The following is a 16162-nucleotide window of genomic DNA, read 5'->3' as shown; positions in this document are numbered from 1 at the left end:
CGCCTGAAGCGCGCGACACCGGCGCCGCGGCCCGTGTCAGGTCCGCGCGCCAGCCCACAGGCCCGCATGGTGGCCACGCGTGAAGGCCTCCTCCAGTACCGAGTAGCCGGCCCAGTCGGAATGTGCGAACCACAGGCGGCGCGTGCCCGGCGTGGGCAGCAGGGCCACGCGCTCGCCGGCGCACAGCGCGCTGCGCCCCCGGTGCAGCGACTGCAGCGCCACCTGGCTGAGCAGCTGCTGGTCACCGGGCCGGGGTATGGCCATGGCGTGGCCGTAGCGCGTGATCTCCATGCGCGTGGCCTTGTGCAGCAGGTCGGGATGGGGGACGAGCAGGCTGCCGACGATGCGGTCCCGCCAGAAGCCGAAGGGCTGGCCCAGCAGTTGGGCGCGCCCGTCAGGCCAGTCGCCCAGCGCCTGGTAGTAGCTGAGCACCGTGGGCCGGGGCGTGAGCCGGTCCAGGCCCTGGTGGCCCGCGTCCACATAGCCCAAGCCGCCCGCATTCGGATCGGCAAACAGCACGTTGTCCCAGGCCGGATCGGCGCCGGGCCGGTCGGCCAACGGCCGCTGCAGATGGATGTTGGCCACCAGCCAGGGCGCCCAGTCCAGCCGGCCGGCCACCGCGCGCAGGAAGTCCGGCGCATCGCGCACCACGCGTGCCGCGATGAAGCTGGGCAGGGCCACGATGCAGCGCGCGGCCAGCCAGCGCTCGTGCTGCTGGCGACCGTGGTGGTAGACGTCGATCTCCACGCCATCGGCACTCTCGGCAATGGATAGCACGCTGCAATCCGTCTGCAGGTCGGTGGAGCCCAGCCCGGCCACCAGTTGCTGCGACAGCCAGCCATTGCCCTGGGGCCAGGTCAGCACGGCATCACCCGCGTCTTCGGGCGTGCGCTCATCCTGGCGGCGCGGGGCCGAGAAGCCGTGGCGGCTGGCGAAATAGTGCAGGCCCGCCCAGGCCGACACGCGCGCCAGGCCCGCGCCAAAGTCGTCGCGGCAGCAGTACTCCAGATACCAGATCAGCTGCGCATCATCGATGCCCTGGCTGGCCAGCCAGGCCTGCATGGTCTGGCCGTCCAGCGCGGCATGGGCGGCGGGCAACCGGCCCTGGCGCTGCCAGACGCGGATGGACGGCATGGCAAAGGGCGCCCTGTCCATCTCCTTGGCCACGCTGCGCGCAAAGAGTTCGTACTGCTCCAGCGTGCGCGGCGCCACGCCATCGACGGGCAGCAGGCCCTCATGCCAGGCGCCCTGCCAGAACAGGCGCTCCTGCGGGCTGTGGCACAGATGGCGCTCGTCGTACTGCCAGCGGCCTGCGCGGCGCTGGCGCAGGCCCAGGGCCTCGAGCCAGTCCTGGACCTCGGATGCATCGTCGCCAGGCAAGGGCAGATAGTGGGCGCCCAAAGGACAGGCCAGCCCGGACATGCTGCCGCCCTGGCTGTTTCCGCCCATGGCCGGCTGCGTGTCCAGCAGTGCCACACCCTGCACCCCCGACAGCTCCAGCGCCCGCGCAGCCGCCAGGCCCGCCATGCCGCCACCGGCGATCACCACGTTGGCACGGTGCACCACGGCCGGCGCCGGCAGCGCCAGGCCCTGGCCCAATCGCTGCCAGAACGCGCGCAAGGCATGGCCGCGCTCCAGCGCCACGCCGCTGAAGCCACCAGGCAGGTCTTCCAGACGAGGCGGCGTTGGCGTGCAGCCGACCAGGCCTGCGGCCGCACCGCCGGCCAGGCCCTGCAGCCATTGGCGCCGGCTCCACAAAGACGGGCGGTCGGGGCTCAACGCTCCACCCTGCCCCATTCGCGTTCGTAGGTATTGACCAGCACCTGGTTGGACAGGCGGTTGACCTCGGCCGGCACACGCGCCATGTCCAGCGGAAAGTCGAACATCAGCGCCATGGTCTGCGCGCTCAGAAAGCGCAGGCCCGCAGGCAGGGCATCGGGCTCGCGCCAAGGCCGGTGGCTGGCGATGACGAAGCCCCATTCGCCAAAGCTGGGCACATGCGCGTGGTAGGGCGTGGCCTGCAGGCCGATGGATTCGATGGTCTGCACCACGGTCCAGTAGCTCTTGCGTGCGATCAGGGGCGAGGTGGTCTGCACCACGGCGTAGCCGCTGGCCGCCAGGCGCTTGTCCAGCAAGGCATAGAAGCTGTTGGTGAACAGCTTGCCGATGGCGAAATTGGTCGGGTCGGGGAAATCGACGATGACCACGTCGAAGGTGTCTCCGCCCTGCTGCAGCCAGTGGAAGGCATCGGTGTTGACGATGCGCACGCGCGCATCGCTGAGCGCATCGCCGTTGAGCCGGCGCAGCATGGCGTTGTCCTTGAACAGGTCGGTCATGGCCGGGTCCAGCTCCACCAGGGTGACCGACTCCACCGAGGGGTACTTGAGCACCTCGCGCACAGCCATGCCGTCGCCGCCGCCCAGCACGGCCACGCGCTTGGGCGCGCCATGCGCGGCCATCACGGGATGGACCAGGGCTTCGTGGTAGCGGTACTCGTCGCCTTGCGCGAACTGCAGGTTGCCATTGAGGTACAGCCGCGCGCCCTGGCGTCCCTGCGTCACCACGATGCGCTGGTAGGGCGAGCTGCTGGAGAGCACGATGCGGTCCTGGTAGAAATGGTCGTCGGCCAGGCGCGTCAGATGGTCGGCTCCCCAGATGCCCGTGCCCAGCAGGGCCAGCACGGCCGCGCAGGCCAGGGCATGGGCGCGCGGGCGCCGCAGCTCATGCCGAAACAGCAGCAGCGCCCACACCGCCACCGCCGCATTCATGAAGCCGAACAGCAGCCCCGTGCGCACCAGGCCCAGCTTGGGCACCAGCAGCAGCGGAAATGCCAGCGACACGGCCAGCGCGCCCAGGTAGTCGAAGGTCAGCACCTGGGACACCAGGTCCTTGAGCGTCACATTGCGCTTGAGGATGCGCATCACCAGCGGAATCTCCAGCCCCACCAGCGTTCCCACCACCAGCACCATGCCGTACAGCAGGAACCGGAACGCGCCGGGCGCGTAGGCATTGGCAATGAACAGCGTGGCCGGCAACGCACCGCCGATCAGGGCCACCATCAGCTCGATGCGCAGAAAGTGCGCAGGCAGGTGGTCCTCGAAATAGCGCGACAGCCAGGAGCCTATGCCCATGGCGAACAGGTAGCTGCCGATGATGGTGGAGAACTGCAGGACGGAATCGCCCAGCAGATAGGAAGCCAGCGCGCCCGCAGCCAACTCATAGAGCAGGCCGCAGGCCGCGATCACGAAGACGCTGACCAGCAGGGCGATGTCGATGGGGCGCGCCGGCTGCGCGCCGGCAAGAGAGGCTGAGGTTTGCACGGCCGGTATTGTGCGCGATGCGCCCCTTCCCGCGTGCAACGGACACCGTGCAAAGCGGGAAGGAGCGCAGCGCCTCGGGCGCCGCCGTCAGAACTGGTAGTTGGCGCTGACCAGAACGCTGCGCGGTGCGCCTGGCATGGAGCTGGAGCGCCAGTACTGCTTGTCGAACAGGTTGGACAGCGCCACGGTCACCGTCCAGGCGTCCTGGCGCCAGCCCACCAGCGCATCCCAGCGCGAGTAGCCGGGCAGGATGGCCGTGTTGGCGGCGTTGGTGAAGCGGCTGCCCGTGTAGGTCACGCCGACTTCGCCATACCAGGGTCCCTTGGGCGCATAGCGCAGGAACAGGTTGCCGTTGCGCTTGGCCGTGTCACGCAGGTACAGGCCCACGTTGGCGGGGTTTTGCGCGTCTTCAGCCACCTTGGCCTGCATGAAGGCCACGCCGCCGCGCACATACCAGGAACCGGCCACGCGGCCGGCCGCGCTGAACTCGATGCCGCGCGAACGGTCCTTGCCCCGGATGGCCCAGGTGTAGGGATCATTCTCGGGATCGGGGCGGTAGCGGATGTTGTACTTCTCCAGCTGGTAGACGGAGACCTGGGTGGACAGCGCACCGCCCAGCCAGTCGCTCTTGACGCCGACCTCGGACTGGCGCGAGTACTGGGGCTCGTCGTCCGGCACCGCGCCCACGGCGGTTTCCACGGTCAGGATGCCGCGCCCGCCATAGGGCGAGTAGCTCTTGTTCCAGGACGCATAGAAGCTGTGCTCGCGCACCGGCTGCCACACCACGCCCACGCGCGGGCTGAAGCCGTTGCCGTCGGTCTTGCGCGTGAGGTTGGCGATCTTGTTGGTGCTCTGGAAGTCATAGCTGTCGTAGCGCAGGCCCAGCAGCAGCTTCCACTGCTCGGTCAGGCTGACCAGGTCCTGCATGTACAGCGCCTGGCCTTTGCCCTTGTGATAGTTGTCCTGGGTCGGCTTGCCCTGCGCCGGACGGCTAGGCCAGACGATGGGCTGCAACGGGTCATAAGCGAAGGTGCTGCCGGGCTGGCCGACGCGCGGCGCGCGCTCTTCCTCGCTGGCCTCCAGGCCCACCAGCAGGTCGTGCTTGATGCTGCCCGTGCTGAACTTGCCCGTCAGGTCCAGCGTGTTGGACAGCGTGGTGTTGCGGGTCTGCTGCCAGGCGTAGTTGGGCGTGATCTTGCCGGTGGCGGCACGATAGGTGCCGGCGAAGTAGTGGTCGAAATCCTGGCTGGCCTCGCGCTTGCTGGCCACCCAGCGCAGACTCCAGCGGTTGTTGAAGTCGTAGGACAGGTCGGAGCGCAGCACGCGCAGGCGGTCTTCCACATAGTCGCCCGGCGCCGCAAAGCCCTTGCGGATGGAGACACCGGCTGGCAACTGGTCGTAGACCGGGCCGCGATCGGGCACGCGCCAGACGTTGTCATAGGTGTACTGGCCGGTCCAGCGCCAGCCCGTGCGCGAGTCCACCAGGATGCTGGGCGAGACCATCTCGTTGCGGTTGCGTATGCCTTCGCGGAAGCTGTGGGCCTGCTCGCGGTCGGCCGTCAGTCGCACGGCCACGTTCTCGTTGAGCACGCGGTTGATGTCGATGGTGCCGCCCACGTTGTCCCAGGAGCCGCCGCGCAGCGTGATGCTGCTCTTGGCATCGAAACGCGCCTGCTTGCTCACCATGTTGACCACGCCGCCGCCCGCGCTGCGGCCATAGAGCACCGAGGCCGGGCCCTTGAGGATCTCGATGCGCTCCACATTGGCGGTGCTGCGGCGTACCTGGCCGCTCTCGCGCACGCCGTCGCGGTAGATGTCGCTCTCGTCGGCCTTGAAGCCTCGGATGTACACGCCTTCGCCGCGCATGTCATAGCTGGTGTTCACGCCGGGAACGCCGTCCAGCATGGTGGCCAGGTCGTTGATGCCGTAGCTCTTGTACTTGTTGACCTCCAGCGTGTCGATGGTCTGCGGGATGTCCTTGGGCGCCAGGTAGGTCTTGGTCGCCGTGGTCACGCCTTCGGGCCGCACGTCGTCAGGGTCGTACTGGGAGGCGTTGACCTGCAGCGTGGGCAGGGTGTGGGCCTGTTGAGGATGCGTCTGCGTCTGCGTCTGTGCCAGGGCCGGATCGGCTGGAGCGGCCTCCTGGGCATGGACCCCGCCCGCCAGCGCGGTGGTGATGATGCCAGCGGTCACACCCACTGAAAGCCTTGCCCTGCGGGCAGCTTGATGGTCTGTCATGGAAACCCTCTCTTCGAATGAAGGGGGCGATTTTATTTAGAATGCAAACGAATATCATTTGCAAACTCACTATCGACAAGGAATTTGTTGCGACGCAGCAACGCCGCCATGCGCAGCGCAGCCGCACCTTTTCAGGCGGGCTGCGTGTCGGCAGGAGATGGGGAATGCGGGGGCCAGGCGGCCCCGTTCAGTGGATGGCGGCCGCGACGATGATGCTGATTCCCAGGCACATGGCGGCCACCACCATGGCCAGCGCCTTGTTGTGCTTCTCGACGATCTCGGCCCACATGTCCACGGGTGTGATCTTGTCGATGATGAAGAAGCACAGCCAGAACACCACCACGCCCACCAGCGCATAGAGGATCGAGCCGAAGAAGGCGGCGGGGTTGAGCCAGTCGAAGTTCATGATCAGTTTCTCCGTTGTTTACTTGTGGCTGCCGCCCGAGGTGTAGCCACCCCAGGAGCCGCCGCTGCTGCGGGTGTAGCTGTTGCAGTTGGCGTCGGTATTGGGGTCGCAGTTGGTGCGCGATGCGCAGCCGCGCAAGGTGACGAACACCAGCCAGAGGATGAGCAGCCCGATGATGATGGTCCACAGCCCGAAGCGGCTGCCCGACATCACACCGACCTGCGAGCGGTCACGCAACTGCTTGAGGCCGAAGGCCATTGCCAGCGTGGTGGCCGAGACGGCGCTGCCATGCGACCAGGTGGTCTCGCCGCTCTCGGTCTCGCTGGCCAGGAAGGCCTTGTTCTGCGCGCCTGCGCTCACATAGTCCACATTGCGCGTGGTCTGGCCGCGCTGCACGGGCCAGTAGAACTCGCCCAGGGCGTAGGTGGTCTCGGCCGTGTAGCGCGATTCAAGCTGGTACTGCCGGCCCATGTACTTGGCCGTGCTGCGGTTCTTGGAGAGCTTGGGCACGCCCGTGGTCACGCGGGCCATGCTCCAGCCATCGGAGGAATCGACCAGGAATGCGAAGCCGGCCTTCTGGTTGAACAGCAGGTACTCCTCCCAGCCAAAGCTCTCGTCGTCGCCAGGCTCCTGGCCCATGCGGTGCTGAAAGCCCACCACCTGCCATTGCTGGCCTTCCAGCACACCCTTGCTGCCCAGCGGGATGGCCGGGCGCACGGGCTCGTTCTGTTCCGCATAGGCCAATTCCTTGCCAATGCCCTGGCTCAGGTCCACCAGCGACCCGCAGCTGGGGCAGCTCAGGCTCTTGGTGGTGGAAAAGCGCACGGGCACCACGGCGCCGCACTTGGGGCAGTTGAAGTGCCGGCCCTGCTCACCCTTGAGCGAGGCGCCGTCGCGCAGCCCCTGCATCCTGAGGTCGTCCAGCACCACGCGCTCGCCCAGGCTCAGCGCGGGCGGCTGGACGGAGAAGTCCACGGACAGCACCTGGCCCTGCTCGCTGCGCAGCTCCACCAGCCGGTACGGTGTGCCGGGCTCGGGCAGCTGCGCCAGCTCGCCCTGGGCCGATACCAGCCGCGCGTTCTGCACGCTGCTGACCGTGAAGCTCTTGCCGCCCAGCACACGCTGCGAACCCAGCAGCCAGTCGGAGGCCTTGAACGGCCCGTTGCGCAGGGCCTCGGCCTCCCAGGGCCAGGACCAGACGAACTGGCCGTTGTCCTCGCTCAGGAAGCCCAGCGCGCCATCGCTGAACGCGGCCACCCATTCGCTCCAGGCGCCCGCCTCGCTCTTGAGCTGCAGCCGCCCGACCAGGGTGAAGTGCTCGGGCTTGCCGTTGCGCAGCATCTGGCCCGTGGCGCCGATGCGCAGGGGGCTGTAGTCCTCGAAGACCTCGGCCATGGAGCCACGGCGCTGCAGCACATCGCCCTGGCGCACCACGGTGCTGCGGCAGAACTCGCAGACGGCATAGCTGGCCTGGGCGCTGGCAAATTCCACGGGCGCGCCGCAGCCGGGGCATGGTGCGCGGTACACGCGCTGCGATGGACTGGATGCCATGTGAGAGGGTCGTCAGTGAAGAGAGGGCCTGGAGCGTGACCGGCCGGCCACGCCCCGCACGCAAGCTGCGCCCGTGGTGCGCAGCGCGGCGGCGACGGTCAATGCGGCTTGCCTTTGGCCGTGCCGGGCTTGGCCGCGGCGGCTGCCGGGTCGGCCTTCTTGCTGCCCAGCCTGGATTCCTTGCCGGCCATCAGGCGCTGGATGTTCTCGCGGTGGCGCCAGATCAGCAGGGCCGCCATGGCGACGATGGCGGCGGCAATCGGTGTCTCGGCATACCAGACCACGCCACTGCACAGCAGGTAGTAGACGGGGGCGAACACGGAGGCCACCAGGGCCGCCAGCGAGGAATAGCGGAAGAACACGGCAATGATCAGCCAGGTCAGCGCCACCGCCAGGCCCAGCCAGACGCTGATGCCCAGCAGCACGCCCAGGGCCGTAGCCACGCCCTTGCCGCCCTTGAAGCGGAAGAACACCGGGTACAGGTGGCCCAGGAAGGCAGCCAGCGCCACCATGGCCACCGTGCCATCTCCCATGCCGAAGCGGCTGCCGAACCATTGCACCAGGGCCACGGGCAGCCAGCCCTTGGCGGCGTCCAGCAGCAGGGTGACGGCCGCTGCCGCCTTGCTGCCGGAGCGCAGCACATTGGTGGCGCCGGGGTTGCCGCTGCCATAGGTGCGCGGATCATTCAGGCCCATGGCCCGGCTGACGATGACGGCGAACGACAGCGAGCCGATCAGGTAGGCCGCCACGGTGGCGAGAAGGGGGTAGAGCGCGTTCAATTGAAGTCCTTGGCCGGTCTGTGGAGCGCCGGCGCGCGATCCGGCCGGCCCTGATGGCCCGCCCTCCCTGATCGCCGACACATGTTTTTCATCAGGACCTGCGCGAACCCGGTGGAGGCGGTGGCCGCCTTCCCGTGTGCGCAAGTCGTGTTCATTTCTTCAGGGCATCTATTCTGCCAGCGCGCAGTGCACGGGCCGTACATCCAGCAGCCGCACGCAGACCCGCGGGTCCAGCTGCACCAGAAAGCCCCGGCGCCCGCCGTTGATGGCGATGCGTGGCAGCGCCAGGATGCTCTCTTCGATATAGACCGGCATGTCGCGGCGCGTGCCGAAGGGCGAGGTGCCGCCGACCAGGTAGCCGCTGTGGCGGTTGGCGACTTCGGGCTTGCAGGGCTCCACGCTCTTGGCCCCGATCTGCCGCGCCAGGTTCTTGGTGGAGACCTTGCAGTCGCCATGCATGAGCACGATCAGCGGCCTGGCGTCCTGGTCCTGCATCACCAGGGTCTTGACCACCATGTGCTCGTCCAGCCCCAGGCTGGCCGCGCTGTGCTCGGTGCCGCCGTGTTCCAGGTACTCATAGGGGTGCTCGGTGAACTCCACCTTGTGCGCGCGCAGCAGTTGGGTGGCCGGTGTCTCGCTGACATGAGAGTTTTTCTTGGACATGAATTTTTTATCGTTTTACAATAAATTTTTATCGATTCATCAATACAAGGCTGCGCCATGAACTATACGCCCCACGCCGCAGGCAACGCCCTCAGGCGCCACTCCCAGGCGGCGCGCATCCTGATTGCGCTCGGTGCCGTCGCGCTGCTGGCCCTGCCGGCAGCCGCCCTGCTGTCGCCGCAAGATCTTTCGGGCCAGGCGCAAGGCCTGCTGGGCATGCCGCCCGGCCAGCCGCTGGACATGGCTGCGCGCTGGCGCACCGCACTGGTCAGCCTGCTGCCCGTGGGCTGCGGGCTGTATGCGCTGCGCCAGTTGTGGACACTGTTCGGCGAATACCTGCAGGGCCGTGTCTTCGGCCAGCAGGCGCAGCACGCCCTGATGCGCTTTGCCTGGACGGTGCTGGCGGGCGCGCTGGCCCTGCCCTTCACGCGCGCGCTGATGTCGGTGGCCGCCAGCATGGGCAATCCGCCAGGGCAGCGCTTCGTCACGCTGGGCCTGTACTGGCACGATGGCCTGCTGGTCCTGCTCGGCGTGGTGCTGGTCTCCATCGCCCATGTAATGCTGCAGGCGCGGCGCATCGCCGACGAGAACGCGGGATTCGTATGAGCGGCGTTCCCATCACGATCCACCTCATGGTGCTCCCCGGCCAGCGCCCGCTCTCGCTGCACCTGTACGAGGCCGCATTGGTGCTGCTGGGCCTATTCCTGCTGACCCTGGTGATCTTCCTTCGCGACGCCAACCGATTCCGGGATGGCGACTGAACCATGCCCATCATCGTCCACCTCGATGTGATGCTGGCCCGCCGCAAGATGCGCTCGCGCGAACTGGCCGAGATGGTCGGCATCACCGAACAGAATATTTCCCTGCTCAAGAGCGGCAAGGTACGCGGCGTGCGCTTCGACACGCTGGAGCGCATCTGCGAGGCACTGCAGTGCCAGCCCGGCGACCTGCTGGAATGGGTCGCAGGGCCCGAGGCTTGAGCAGCGCACGGCTGCGGCTGATCGCGGGCCTGCTGCTGTCGCTGCTGCTGCACGGGGCGCTGCTGTGGCAGGGTCTGGCCCCGGACATTGCGCGGCCCGGCACCGGGCAGGCCGAGGCGCACCGCCTTCAGGTGGTCTGGGTCGAGACGCCGACTTCGACGCCGACGCCGGCGCCGGCGCCATCTCCTGCTGCAGCGGCTGCCCGGCCCGGACCGGCGCCGGCGCCCGCGCCCGCGCCTACGCGACGGCCGGACACCGCCGCCGTCACACCGCCATCAAGGCAAGGCGCAGGGGCTGCAAAGGCCATGGAGGAAGACGCAACAGCCGCCGCGCCGCAAGCGCCTGTGCCCGCCGACACCGAGGCCGCTCCGGACGCCGCGCGCAGCGCCAGGGCCATGGGCCGCCTGCTGGACTCGGCCGCAGGCCGCGAGGCCGTGCAGTCGGCGGCCCGGCAGGGCCTGGTCAGGCCCCAGATTCATGCGCAGCGCGAGGACCCGCTGGCCAGCGGCATGCGCGAGACCGCCCAGGGCGACTGCATGAAGGGCGAGTTCAAGGGCGGCGGCATGGGCCTGCTGAGCCTGCCCATGCTGGCGGCCGCTGCGCTCCAAGGCGAGTGCAGCCGTTGAAGGCGCAGGGCCTAGGCCTATTGCGCAGGGTCGCGCACTTCCCAGCGGATGGCGTCGATGGCCGACAGCAGTTCGGGCGACAGTTGCGTACCCCAGGCGTTCAGGTCCTCATCGAGCTGGGCCACCGAGGTCACGCCGATGATGGTGCTGGCCACCTGCCACTTGGTGTAGCAAAACGCCAGCGCCAGCTGCGTGGGCGTCATGCCATGCTCGCGCGCCAGCGCGTTGTAGCGGCGCGCGGCGGCCAGGGCTTCGGGCCGGCCCCAGCGCTGCTTGCGCACAGACTCGTAGCGCGCAATGCGTGCGGCCTGCGGCGCAGCGGGATCGGTGGGCGCATGCACGTCGAACTTGCCCGTGAGCAGGCCGAAGGCCAGCGGCGAATAGGCCAGCAGCGACACGCCCAGGCGGTGGCAGCTTTCATCCATGCCGTTTTCCCAGCTGCGGTTGAGCAGGCAGTAGGCGTTCTGCACCGAGGCCACGCGCGGCAGGCCGTGCTGCTCGGCCAGGCGCACGAATTCGTGCACGCCCCAGGGCGTTTCGTTGGACAGGCCGATGTGGCGCACCTTGCCTTCACGGACCAGGCGGCCCAGCGCCTCGAGCTGCTCATGGATGCCGGTCTGCGAGCTTTCCTTGGACGGGTCGTAGTACAGCTGGCCGAAGGCCGGCACATTGCGCTCGGGCCAGTGGATCTGGTAGAGGTCGATCACGTCCGTGCCCAGGCGGCGCAGGCTGCCTTCGCAGGAGGCGGCGATGTCGGCCGCCGTCATGCCCTTGCCCTCGCGCACCCAGGGCATGCCCCGCGAAGGACCGGCCACCTTGGTGGCCAGCACGACCCTGGCGCGCGCGCCAGGGCGCTGGGCGAACCAGCGGCCGATGATGGTTTCGGTGGCGCCGCAGGTTTCGGCGCGTGCGGGCACGGCATACATCTCGGCCGTGTCGAAGAAGTCCACGCCGCGCTCCAGCGCGCGGTCCATGATGGCAAAGGCCTCGGCCTCGCCGACCTGCTCGCCGAACGTCATGGTGCCCAGGCAGATGGGGCTGACTTGCAATGCGCTTTGACCGAGCGCCACCGGTTGCATCGAGGGGGAATTCATGGGCACCGAGTGTAGGGCCGCCCGTGTTTACCCTGACGACAGCGCGCCCACCCGGCCAGGGCCGGGCGGGCGCGTTGCGTCCGTCGGGATCAGGCGCCCTGCGGTGCCTCGGCCTGCAGCACGCCGCGGTTGATCTGGTCGCGCTCCATGGACTCGAACAGGGCCTTGAAATTGCCTTCGCCGAAGCCCTCGCGGTAGTTGCCCTTGCGCTCGATGAACTCGAAGAACACGGGCCCCAGCATGGGCTGGGAGAAGATCTGCAGCAGCAGGCGCGGCTGGCCGCCCTCGGTCGTGCCGTCCAGCAGGATGCCGCGTGCCTGCAGCTCGCCCACGGGCTGGCCGTGGCCGGGCAGGCGGCCTTCCAGGTTCTGGTAGTAGATGTCGTTGGGCGCGGTCAGCAGCGGAATGCCGGCCATCTGCAGCTGGTCGATGGAGTCCAGCAGGTTGTCCGTCAGCAGCGCGATGTGCTGGATGCCCTCTCCGTTGAACTGCATGAGGAATTCCTCGATCTGGCCGCCGCCCTGGCGCGATTCCTCGTTCAGCGGGATGCGGATCAGGCCGTCGGGCGCCGTCATGGCCTTGGAAGCCAGGCCAGTGTACTCGCCCGAGATGTCGAAGTAGCGGATCTCGCGGAAATTGAACAGCTTGCTGTAGAAGTCCGCCCAGTAGGTCATGCGGCCGCGGTAGACGTTGTGCGTCAGGTGGTCCACCACCTGGAAGCCGTGGCCCTTGGGGTTGCGGTCCACGCCGGGCAGGAACTCGAAGTCGATGTCGTAGATGGACTTGCCTTCGTCGAAGCGGTCGATCAGGTACAGCGGCGCGCCGCCGATGCCCTTGATGGCCGGCAGGCGCAATTCCATGGGGCCGGTGGGAATTTCCACGGGCTGCGCGCCCAGCTCCAGCGCGCGCTTGTAGGCCTGGTGCGCATCCTTGACGCGGAAGGCCAGGCCGCAGGCCGAGGGGCCGTGCTCGGCAGCGAAATAGGCGGCCTGCCCCGGCTCATTGTTGATGATGAAGTTGATGCCTCCCTGGCGGTACAGCAGCACGTTCTTGGAACGGTGCCTGGCCACCAGCGTGAAGCCCAGCTTCTCGAACAGCGGCTCCAGCACGCCGGGCGTGGGCGATGCGAATTCCACGAATTCGAAGCCCATCAGGCCCATCGGGTTGTCGAACAGGTCTGCCATGGTTGGTTCTCCTTGAAGGTTTCAACGGGGGATGTGCGCGGGTTCCAGTACGGATTCCAGCACAGGCGTGGGACGTTGGCGGAACACGAGGCGATAGGCCCCGTAGACCACCAGGACCCAGATCGGAATGGCCAGCGCGGAGGACCGCACCGACGGTGTCAGCAGCATCACGCCCACCACCAGGGCCATGGCGGCCAGGCAGATGGCATTGGTCAGCGGCGCGGCCGGTGCGGGAAAGCCCAGCACGGTCTTGCGCGCCACATGCGCCCGGCGAAAGCGCCAGTGCGCCACGATGATGATGGTCCAGGTAATCACCAGCGCCGCCACGATCAGCGACATCAGCAACTCCAGCACGCCGGCCGGCGCCACATAGTTCAGCACGATGGCCAGCGCCGTGAAGATGGCCGGATAGACGATGGCCCGCACCGGCACGCCGCGGCGGTTGACCTGCATCAGCGAGCGCGGTGCATTGCCTTCGCTGGCCATGCCGTACAGCAGGCGGCTGTTGCTGTAGACCATGCTGTTGTAGACCGACAGCGTGGCCGTGAGGATCACGAAGTTCAGCAGGTGGGCGGCCACGTTCTCGCCCAGGCCCGAGAACACCAGCACGAAGGGGCTGCTGCTGTAGGTGTCGCCGCCGGCCTTGAGCTGGCCCAGCAGGTCGGTCCAGGGCATCAGCGACATCAGCACGGCCATGGAGCCGATGTAGAACACCAGCACGCGGTAGATCAGCTGGTTCACGGCCTTGGGGATGACGGTGCGCGGCTGGTCGGTCTCGGCCGCCGCGAAGCCCAGCATCTCCACGCCACCGAAGGCGAACATGATGAAGGCGAAGGCCATCACCAGGCCTGAGAAGCCGTTGGGGAAGAAGCCGCCGTGCGTCCACAGGTTGCGCACGGTCTGCTCGGGCCGGTCGGCGCTGAACAGCAAATACAGGCCTGCGCCGATCATGGCCATCACGGCCACGATCTTGATCAGCGCGAACCAGAACTCGAACTCGCCATAGGCCTTGACGTTGATGAAGTTCACGCCGTTGATCAGCACGAAGAACACCGCCGCCGTCACCCAGGTGGGTATGCCGGGCCACCAGAACTGGATGAACTTGCCTGCGGCCGTCAGCTCCAGCATGCCCACGAGCACATACAGCGCCACACAGTTCCAGCCCGCAAGAAAGCCCGCGAAGCGGCCCAGGTAGCGGTTGGCGAAATAGCTGAACGAGCCCGCGTTGGGCTCCTCGACCAGCATCTCGCCCAGGAAACGCATGATGAAAAAGATGATCAGCCCGCCAATGGCGTAGCCGAGCAGCACGGACGGGCCGGCCAGCTCGATGATGCCGGCCGAGCCCAGGAACAGGCCCGTGCCGATGGTGCCGCCCAGCGCGATGAGCTGGATATGGCGGTTCTTGAGCCTGCGCTCCAGATGGCCCTGCGAAGAAGAACTGTGCATCAAGGGGGTGCTCCGGCTCTCAGCAAGGCGCGCGGCGGCGCAGGGGTTGGAACACTTCGGAGGTCTTCACGGCAATGTCTCCTCGTGGGGTGCCTGTTGGAATGCGGGGCCTTGTGCGCCCCTTGTTGATGGGTATCAACTATAAAAAACAATAAATTATTATTTCTTGTAATTTATCCCTATGGACAAGCCCAAAAAGAAGGAGTAGCGAAGGCCATCGACGCATTGCCGCCCGCCATGCCGCACTGCGGCAACGGTTGAACGCCCGCAACAAACAAAAACAATCTACTATTATTTTTTTGCCCTCTGGAGCCCAGAACATGACGACGTCCGCCACGCAGCGGCGCGCACGCACGCCGCAGACCGAGCGTGTGGAGACAACGCAACGCAAGATCATCGACTCCGCCCTGGCGCTGCTGCGCGAGGGCGGCTTCAAGAGCGCCACGCTGCAGGCCATCGCGCGCGGCGCCGATGTGTCGCTGGGCGCGCTGCAGCACCACTTCGAGAGCCGCGATGCGCTGATGGAGCGGCTGGTCATCGAGGTCATGGAGCCGCTGAGCGACCAGGGCACGGTCTGGCCCGACAAGGCCCTGCCCCTGCGCGAGCGTGCACGGACCTTCGTCACCCTGGCCTGGGACAACATCTTCGGCGCGGCCAACTACCAGGCGGCCTGGAGCATGTTCTTCGGCTGCAAGGCCTCCCCCTCGCTGTTCGACCGCGTGGACGCGCGCCGGGTACATGTGGACAGCGTGTTCTACACCCGCTTCCTGGACGTCTTCCCCGAGATCGCGGCCCACCATCCCCGCCCCCAGGGCTTTGCGGCCATGGCCTTCGCCATCCTGCGCGGCACCGGCGTGCTGGAGCTGTTCGAGGTGGGCGAGCAGGAACGCCAGGGCAGCCTCGATGCGCTGGTCGAGGCCATCGTCCAGGCAGGCACCCCTCAGGCCGGCGGCGGCGCCGCCGCCTGAACCTCGGTCAGTCCCCAGACCCTGCGCAGCTGCGACAGCGTGGCCACCAGGGCCGGGTCGTGCTCGGCCTCGCGCGGGTGGATGAAGCCCAGCTGCGCCGACACGCGCGCATGCGGCCAGATGGCCACGCAGCCATGCTCGGCCGCGGCCAGGGCGCGGTCCTCGCGCAGCAGCGCCAAGCCCAGGCCGGCGCGCACCAGGCTCTCGGGCGCGGCGGCGGCATCGCTTTCCACGATCTGATTGGGGCTCAGCCCCTGGCGGGCGAACAGCGCCAGCAGCAGGGCCTGCTCATGGTGCTGCGCGGGCGCACCGATCCAGGGCAGTTGCGCCAGGTCCTTCCAGCCCGATTGCAGGACGCGCTCGCGCAGCGCGGGCGGCGCCGCCACGCGGTAGTGCAGTGTCTGCAGCACCAGCGCGCCCAGGTCGCGCGGCATGTGGGCGCCGATGTAGAACGCGCCCTGCAGGCCGCCGGCCGCGACCTGCGCGCGCAGCTCCTCGGCCCAGCCATGGCGTGTCTTGATGTCCAGCAGCGGCAGCGCCTCCACCAGGCCATGCAGCAGCGAGCCCAGGCGCAGCGCCTCGGGGTCGGCCACCGTGCCCAGCAGCAGCTGGCCGGTGACCTCGCCCTGCAGCTCGCGGGCCTGGCCCTGCAGCCGTCCTGCCGCATCCAGCACCTGCCGGGCGGGCTCCATCAGGGCCTCGCCGGCCCGCGTGAGGCTGATGCGGCCCGGGCGCCGGTCGAACAGCGCCACGCCCAGCTCTTCCTCCAGCGCCTTGATCTGGGCCGTGATGGCCGGCTGGGTCAGGTGCAGGGCCTCGGCCGTGCGCGTGACGCTGCCTAGCGTGGCCGCCGTGACGTAGGCGCGCAGCTGATACATCTCCATGGGCGGCCAGCCTAGCGCAGGCG

At 67.9% G+C, this 16162-nt stretch carries 16 protein-coding genes; 5 read left to right on the top strand and 11 right to left on the bottom strand.

All coding sequences use genetic code 11. The features are described 5' to 3' along the window. Positions 1-36 precede the first annotated feature (36 nt). The 7 genes from GRX31_RS08465 to ybaK form a co-directional block, all read right to left on the bottom strand. Positions 37-1797 carry an FAD-dependent oxidoreductase gene (locus GRX31_RS08465; protein ID WP_202396528.1) on the bottom strand — a complete coding sequence of 587 codons (1761 nt, stop codon included), beginning with the start codon at positions 1795-1797 and terminating at the stop codon, positions 37-39. Then, positions 1776-3320, bottom strand: a complete 1545-nt coding sequence (locus GRX31_RS08460; RefSeq protein ID WP_034363641.1) for a polyamine aminopropyltransferase — start codon at positions 3318-3320, stop codon at positions 1776-1778. Before GRX31_RS08460 ends, GRX31_RS08465 begins: the two co-directional genes overlap by 22 nt. Positions 3321-3407: 87 nt before the next feature. Further along, on the bottom strand, positions 3408-5558 hold the full coding sequence (locus GRX31_RS08455; protein ID WP_160852200.1) for a TonB-dependent receptor: 2151 nt from the start codon (positions 5556-5558) through the stop codon (positions 3408-3410). Positions 5559-5745: 187 nt separating this feature from the next. After that, the gene (locus GRX31_RS08450; RefSeq protein WP_016449242.1) at positions 5746-5964 is read right to left on the bottom strand and encodes a DUF350 domain-containing protein; all 219 of its coding nucleotides are present in this window, start codon (positions 5962-5964) and stop codon (positions 5746-5748) included. 18 nt (positions 5965-5982) lie between these two features. Then, positions 5983-7515, bottom strand: coding sequence for a DUF4178 domain-containing protein (locus GRX31_RS08445; RefSeq protein ID WP_160852198.1), 1533 nt, complete (start codon positions 7513-7515; stop codon positions 5983-5985). A 98-nt stretch (positions 7516-7613) separates the two neighbouring features. Continuing rightward, positions 7614-8294, bottom strand: coding sequence for a glycerol-3-phosphate 1-O-acyltransferase PlsY (plsY, locus tag GRX31_RS08440; RefSeq protein ID WP_016451416.1), 681 nt, complete (start codon positions 8292-8294; stop codon positions 7614-7616). Between the two features lie 168 nt (positions 8295-8462). Further along, positions 8463-8957, bottom strand: a complete 495-nt coding sequence (gene ybaK / locus GRX31_RS08435) for a Cys-tRNA(Pro) deacylase (protein ID WP_160852196.1) — start codon at positions 8955-8957, stop codon at positions 8463-8465. 57 nt (positions 8958-9014) lie between these two features. Here ybaK and GRX31_RS08430 point away from each other — a divergent pair, with 57 nt between their 5' ends. The 4 genes from GRX31_RS08430 to GRX31_RS08420 are packed head-to-tail and all read left to right on the top strand — an operon-like array spanning position 9015 to position 10563. Further along, positions 9015-9563: a DUF2975 domain-containing protein gene (locus tag GRX31_RS08430; protein WP_016449239.1), complete on the top strand. Its 549-nt coding sequence runs from the start codon at positions 9015-9017 to the stop codon at positions 9561-9563. Continuing rightward, complete coding sequence (locus tag GRX31_RS30525; RefSeq protein WP_016449238.1) at positions 9560-9718, top strand: hypothetical protein; 159 nt, start codon at positions 9560-9562, stop codon at positions 9716-9718. The genes GRX31_RS08430 and GRX31_RS30525 overlap by 4 nt, the downstream gene beginning before the upstream one ends. Before the next feature lie 3 nt (positions 9719-9721). Next, positions 9722-9937, top strand: coding sequence for a helix-turn-helix domain-containing protein (locus GRX31_RS08425; RefSeq protein WP_013801570.1), 216 nt, complete (start codon positions 9722-9724; stop codon positions 9935-9937). Beyond that, on the top strand, positions 9934-10563 hold the full coding sequence (locus GRX31_RS08420; protein ID WP_160852194.1) for a hypothetical protein: 630 nt from the start codon (positions 9934-9936) through the stop codon (positions 10561-10563). The genes GRX31_RS08425 and GRX31_RS08420 overlap by 4 nt, the downstream gene beginning before the upstream one ends. Positions 10564-10580: 17 nt before the next feature. Here GRX31_RS08420 and GRX31_RS08415 read toward each other — a convergent pair whose 3' ends face one another. The 3 genes from GRX31_RS08415 to GRX31_RS08405 form a co-directional block, all read right to left on the bottom strand. Next, a complete protein-coding gene (locus tag GRX31_RS08415) occupies positions 10581-11642 on the bottom strand; it encodes an aldo/keto reductase (RefSeq protein WP_043790114.1) in 1062 nt (353 codons plus the stop codon). 104 nt (positions 11643-11746) lie between these two features. Then, complete coding sequence (gene hppD / locus GRX31_RS08410) at positions 11747-12841, bottom strand: 4-hydroxyphenylpyruvate dioxygenase (protein WP_160852193.1); 1095 nt, start codon at positions 12839-12841, stop codon at positions 11747-11749. Positions 12842-12862: 21 nt separating this feature from the next. Further along, positions 12863-14287, bottom strand: coding sequence for an amino acid permease (locus GRX31_RS08405; RefSeq protein ID WP_160852191.1), 1425 nt, complete (start codon positions 14285-14287; stop codon positions 12863-12865). Between the two features lie 320 nt (positions 14288-14607). On the opposite strand from GRX31_RS08405, the gene GRX31_RS08400 reads away from it, so the two are divergent. Continuing rightward, positions 14608-15255, top strand: coding sequence for a TetR/AcrR family transcriptional regulator (locus tag GRX31_RS08400; protein WP_160852189.1), 648 nt, complete (start codon positions 14608-14610; stop codon positions 15253-15255). Here the strand turns inward: GRX31_RS08400 and GRX31_RS08395 are convergent. Continuing rightward, positions 15228-16139 (bottom strand): LysR family transcriptional regulator, encoded by a 912-nt coding sequence (locus GRX31_RS08395; protein ID WP_061287831.1) that lies wholly within the window; start codon positions 16137-16139, stop codon positions 15228-15230. The two genes, GRX31_RS08400 and GRX31_RS08395, sit on opposite strands and share 28 nt — an antisense overlap. Positions 16140-16162: the final 23 nt, after the last annotated feature.

Source organism: Delftia sp. CH05, from assembly GCF_009827015.1.
Classification (GTDB): Bacteria; Pseudomonadota; Gammaproteobacteria; order Burkholderiales; family Burkholderiaceae_C; genus Comamonas; species Comamonas tsuruhatensis.
The sequence above is the reverse complement of the archived record's forward strand: the minus strand, read 5'-3'. Positions and strand labels throughout refer to the sequence as shown.

What these genes read in the sequence shown, in the direction of transcription:
- GRX31_RS08465 (WP_202396528.1), bottom strand. Translation starts at nt 1,797, where the DNA reads ATGGGGCAGGGTGGAGCGTTGAGCCCCGACCGCCCGTCTTTGTGGAGC.
- GRX31_RS08455 (WP_160852200.1), bottom strand. Translation starts at nt 5,558, where the DNA reads ATGACAGACCATCAAGCTGCCCGCAGGGCAAGGCTTTCAGTGGGTGTG.
- GRX31_RS08450 (WP_016449242.1), bottom strand. Translation starts at nt 5,964, where the DNA reads ATGAACTTCGACTGGCTCAACCCCGCCGCCTTCTTCGGCTCGATCCTC.
- GRX31_RS08445 (WP_160852198.1), bottom strand. Translation starts at nt 7,515, where the DNA reads ATGGCATCCAGTCCATCGCAGCGCGTGTACCGCGCACCATGCCCCGGC.
- ybaK (WP_160852196.1), bottom strand. Translation starts at nt 8,957, where the DNA reads ATGTCCAAGAAAAACTCTCATGTCAGCGAGACACCGGCCACCCAACTG.
- GRX31_RS08430 (WP_016449239.1), top strand. Translation starts at nt 9,015, where the DNA reads ATGAACTATACGCCCCACGCCGCAGGCAACGCCCTCAGGCGCCACTCC.
- GRX31_RS30525 (WP_016449238.1), top strand. Translation starts at nt 9,560, where the DNA reads ATGAGCGGCGTTCCCATCACGATCCACCTCATGGTGCTCCCCGGCCAG.
- GRX31_RS08425 (WP_013801570.1), top strand. Translation starts at nt 9,722, where the DNA reads ATGCCCATCATCGTCCACCTCGATGTGATGCTGGCCCGCCGCAAGATG.
- GRX31_RS08415 (WP_043790114.1), bottom strand. Translation starts at nt 11,642, where the DNA reads ATGCAACCGGTGGCGCTCGGTCAAAGCGCATTGCAAGTCAGCCCCATC.
- hppD (WP_160852193.1), bottom strand. Translation starts at nt 12,841, where the DNA reads ATGGCAGACCTGTTCGACAACCCGATGGGCCTGATGGGCTTCGAATTC.
- GRX31_RS08405 (WP_160852191.1), bottom strand. Translation starts at nt 14,287, where the DNA reads ATGCACAGTTCTTCTTCGCAGGGCCATCTGGAGCGCAGGCTCAAGAAC.
- GRX31_RS08400 (WP_160852189.1), top strand. Translation starts at nt 14,608, where the DNA reads ATGACGACGTCCGCCACGCAGCGGCGCGCACGCACGCCGCAGACCGAG.
- GRX31_RS08395 (WP_061287831.1), bottom strand. Translation starts at nt 16,139, where the DNA reads ATGGAGATGTATCAGCTGCGCGCCTACGTCACGGCGGCCACGCTAGGC.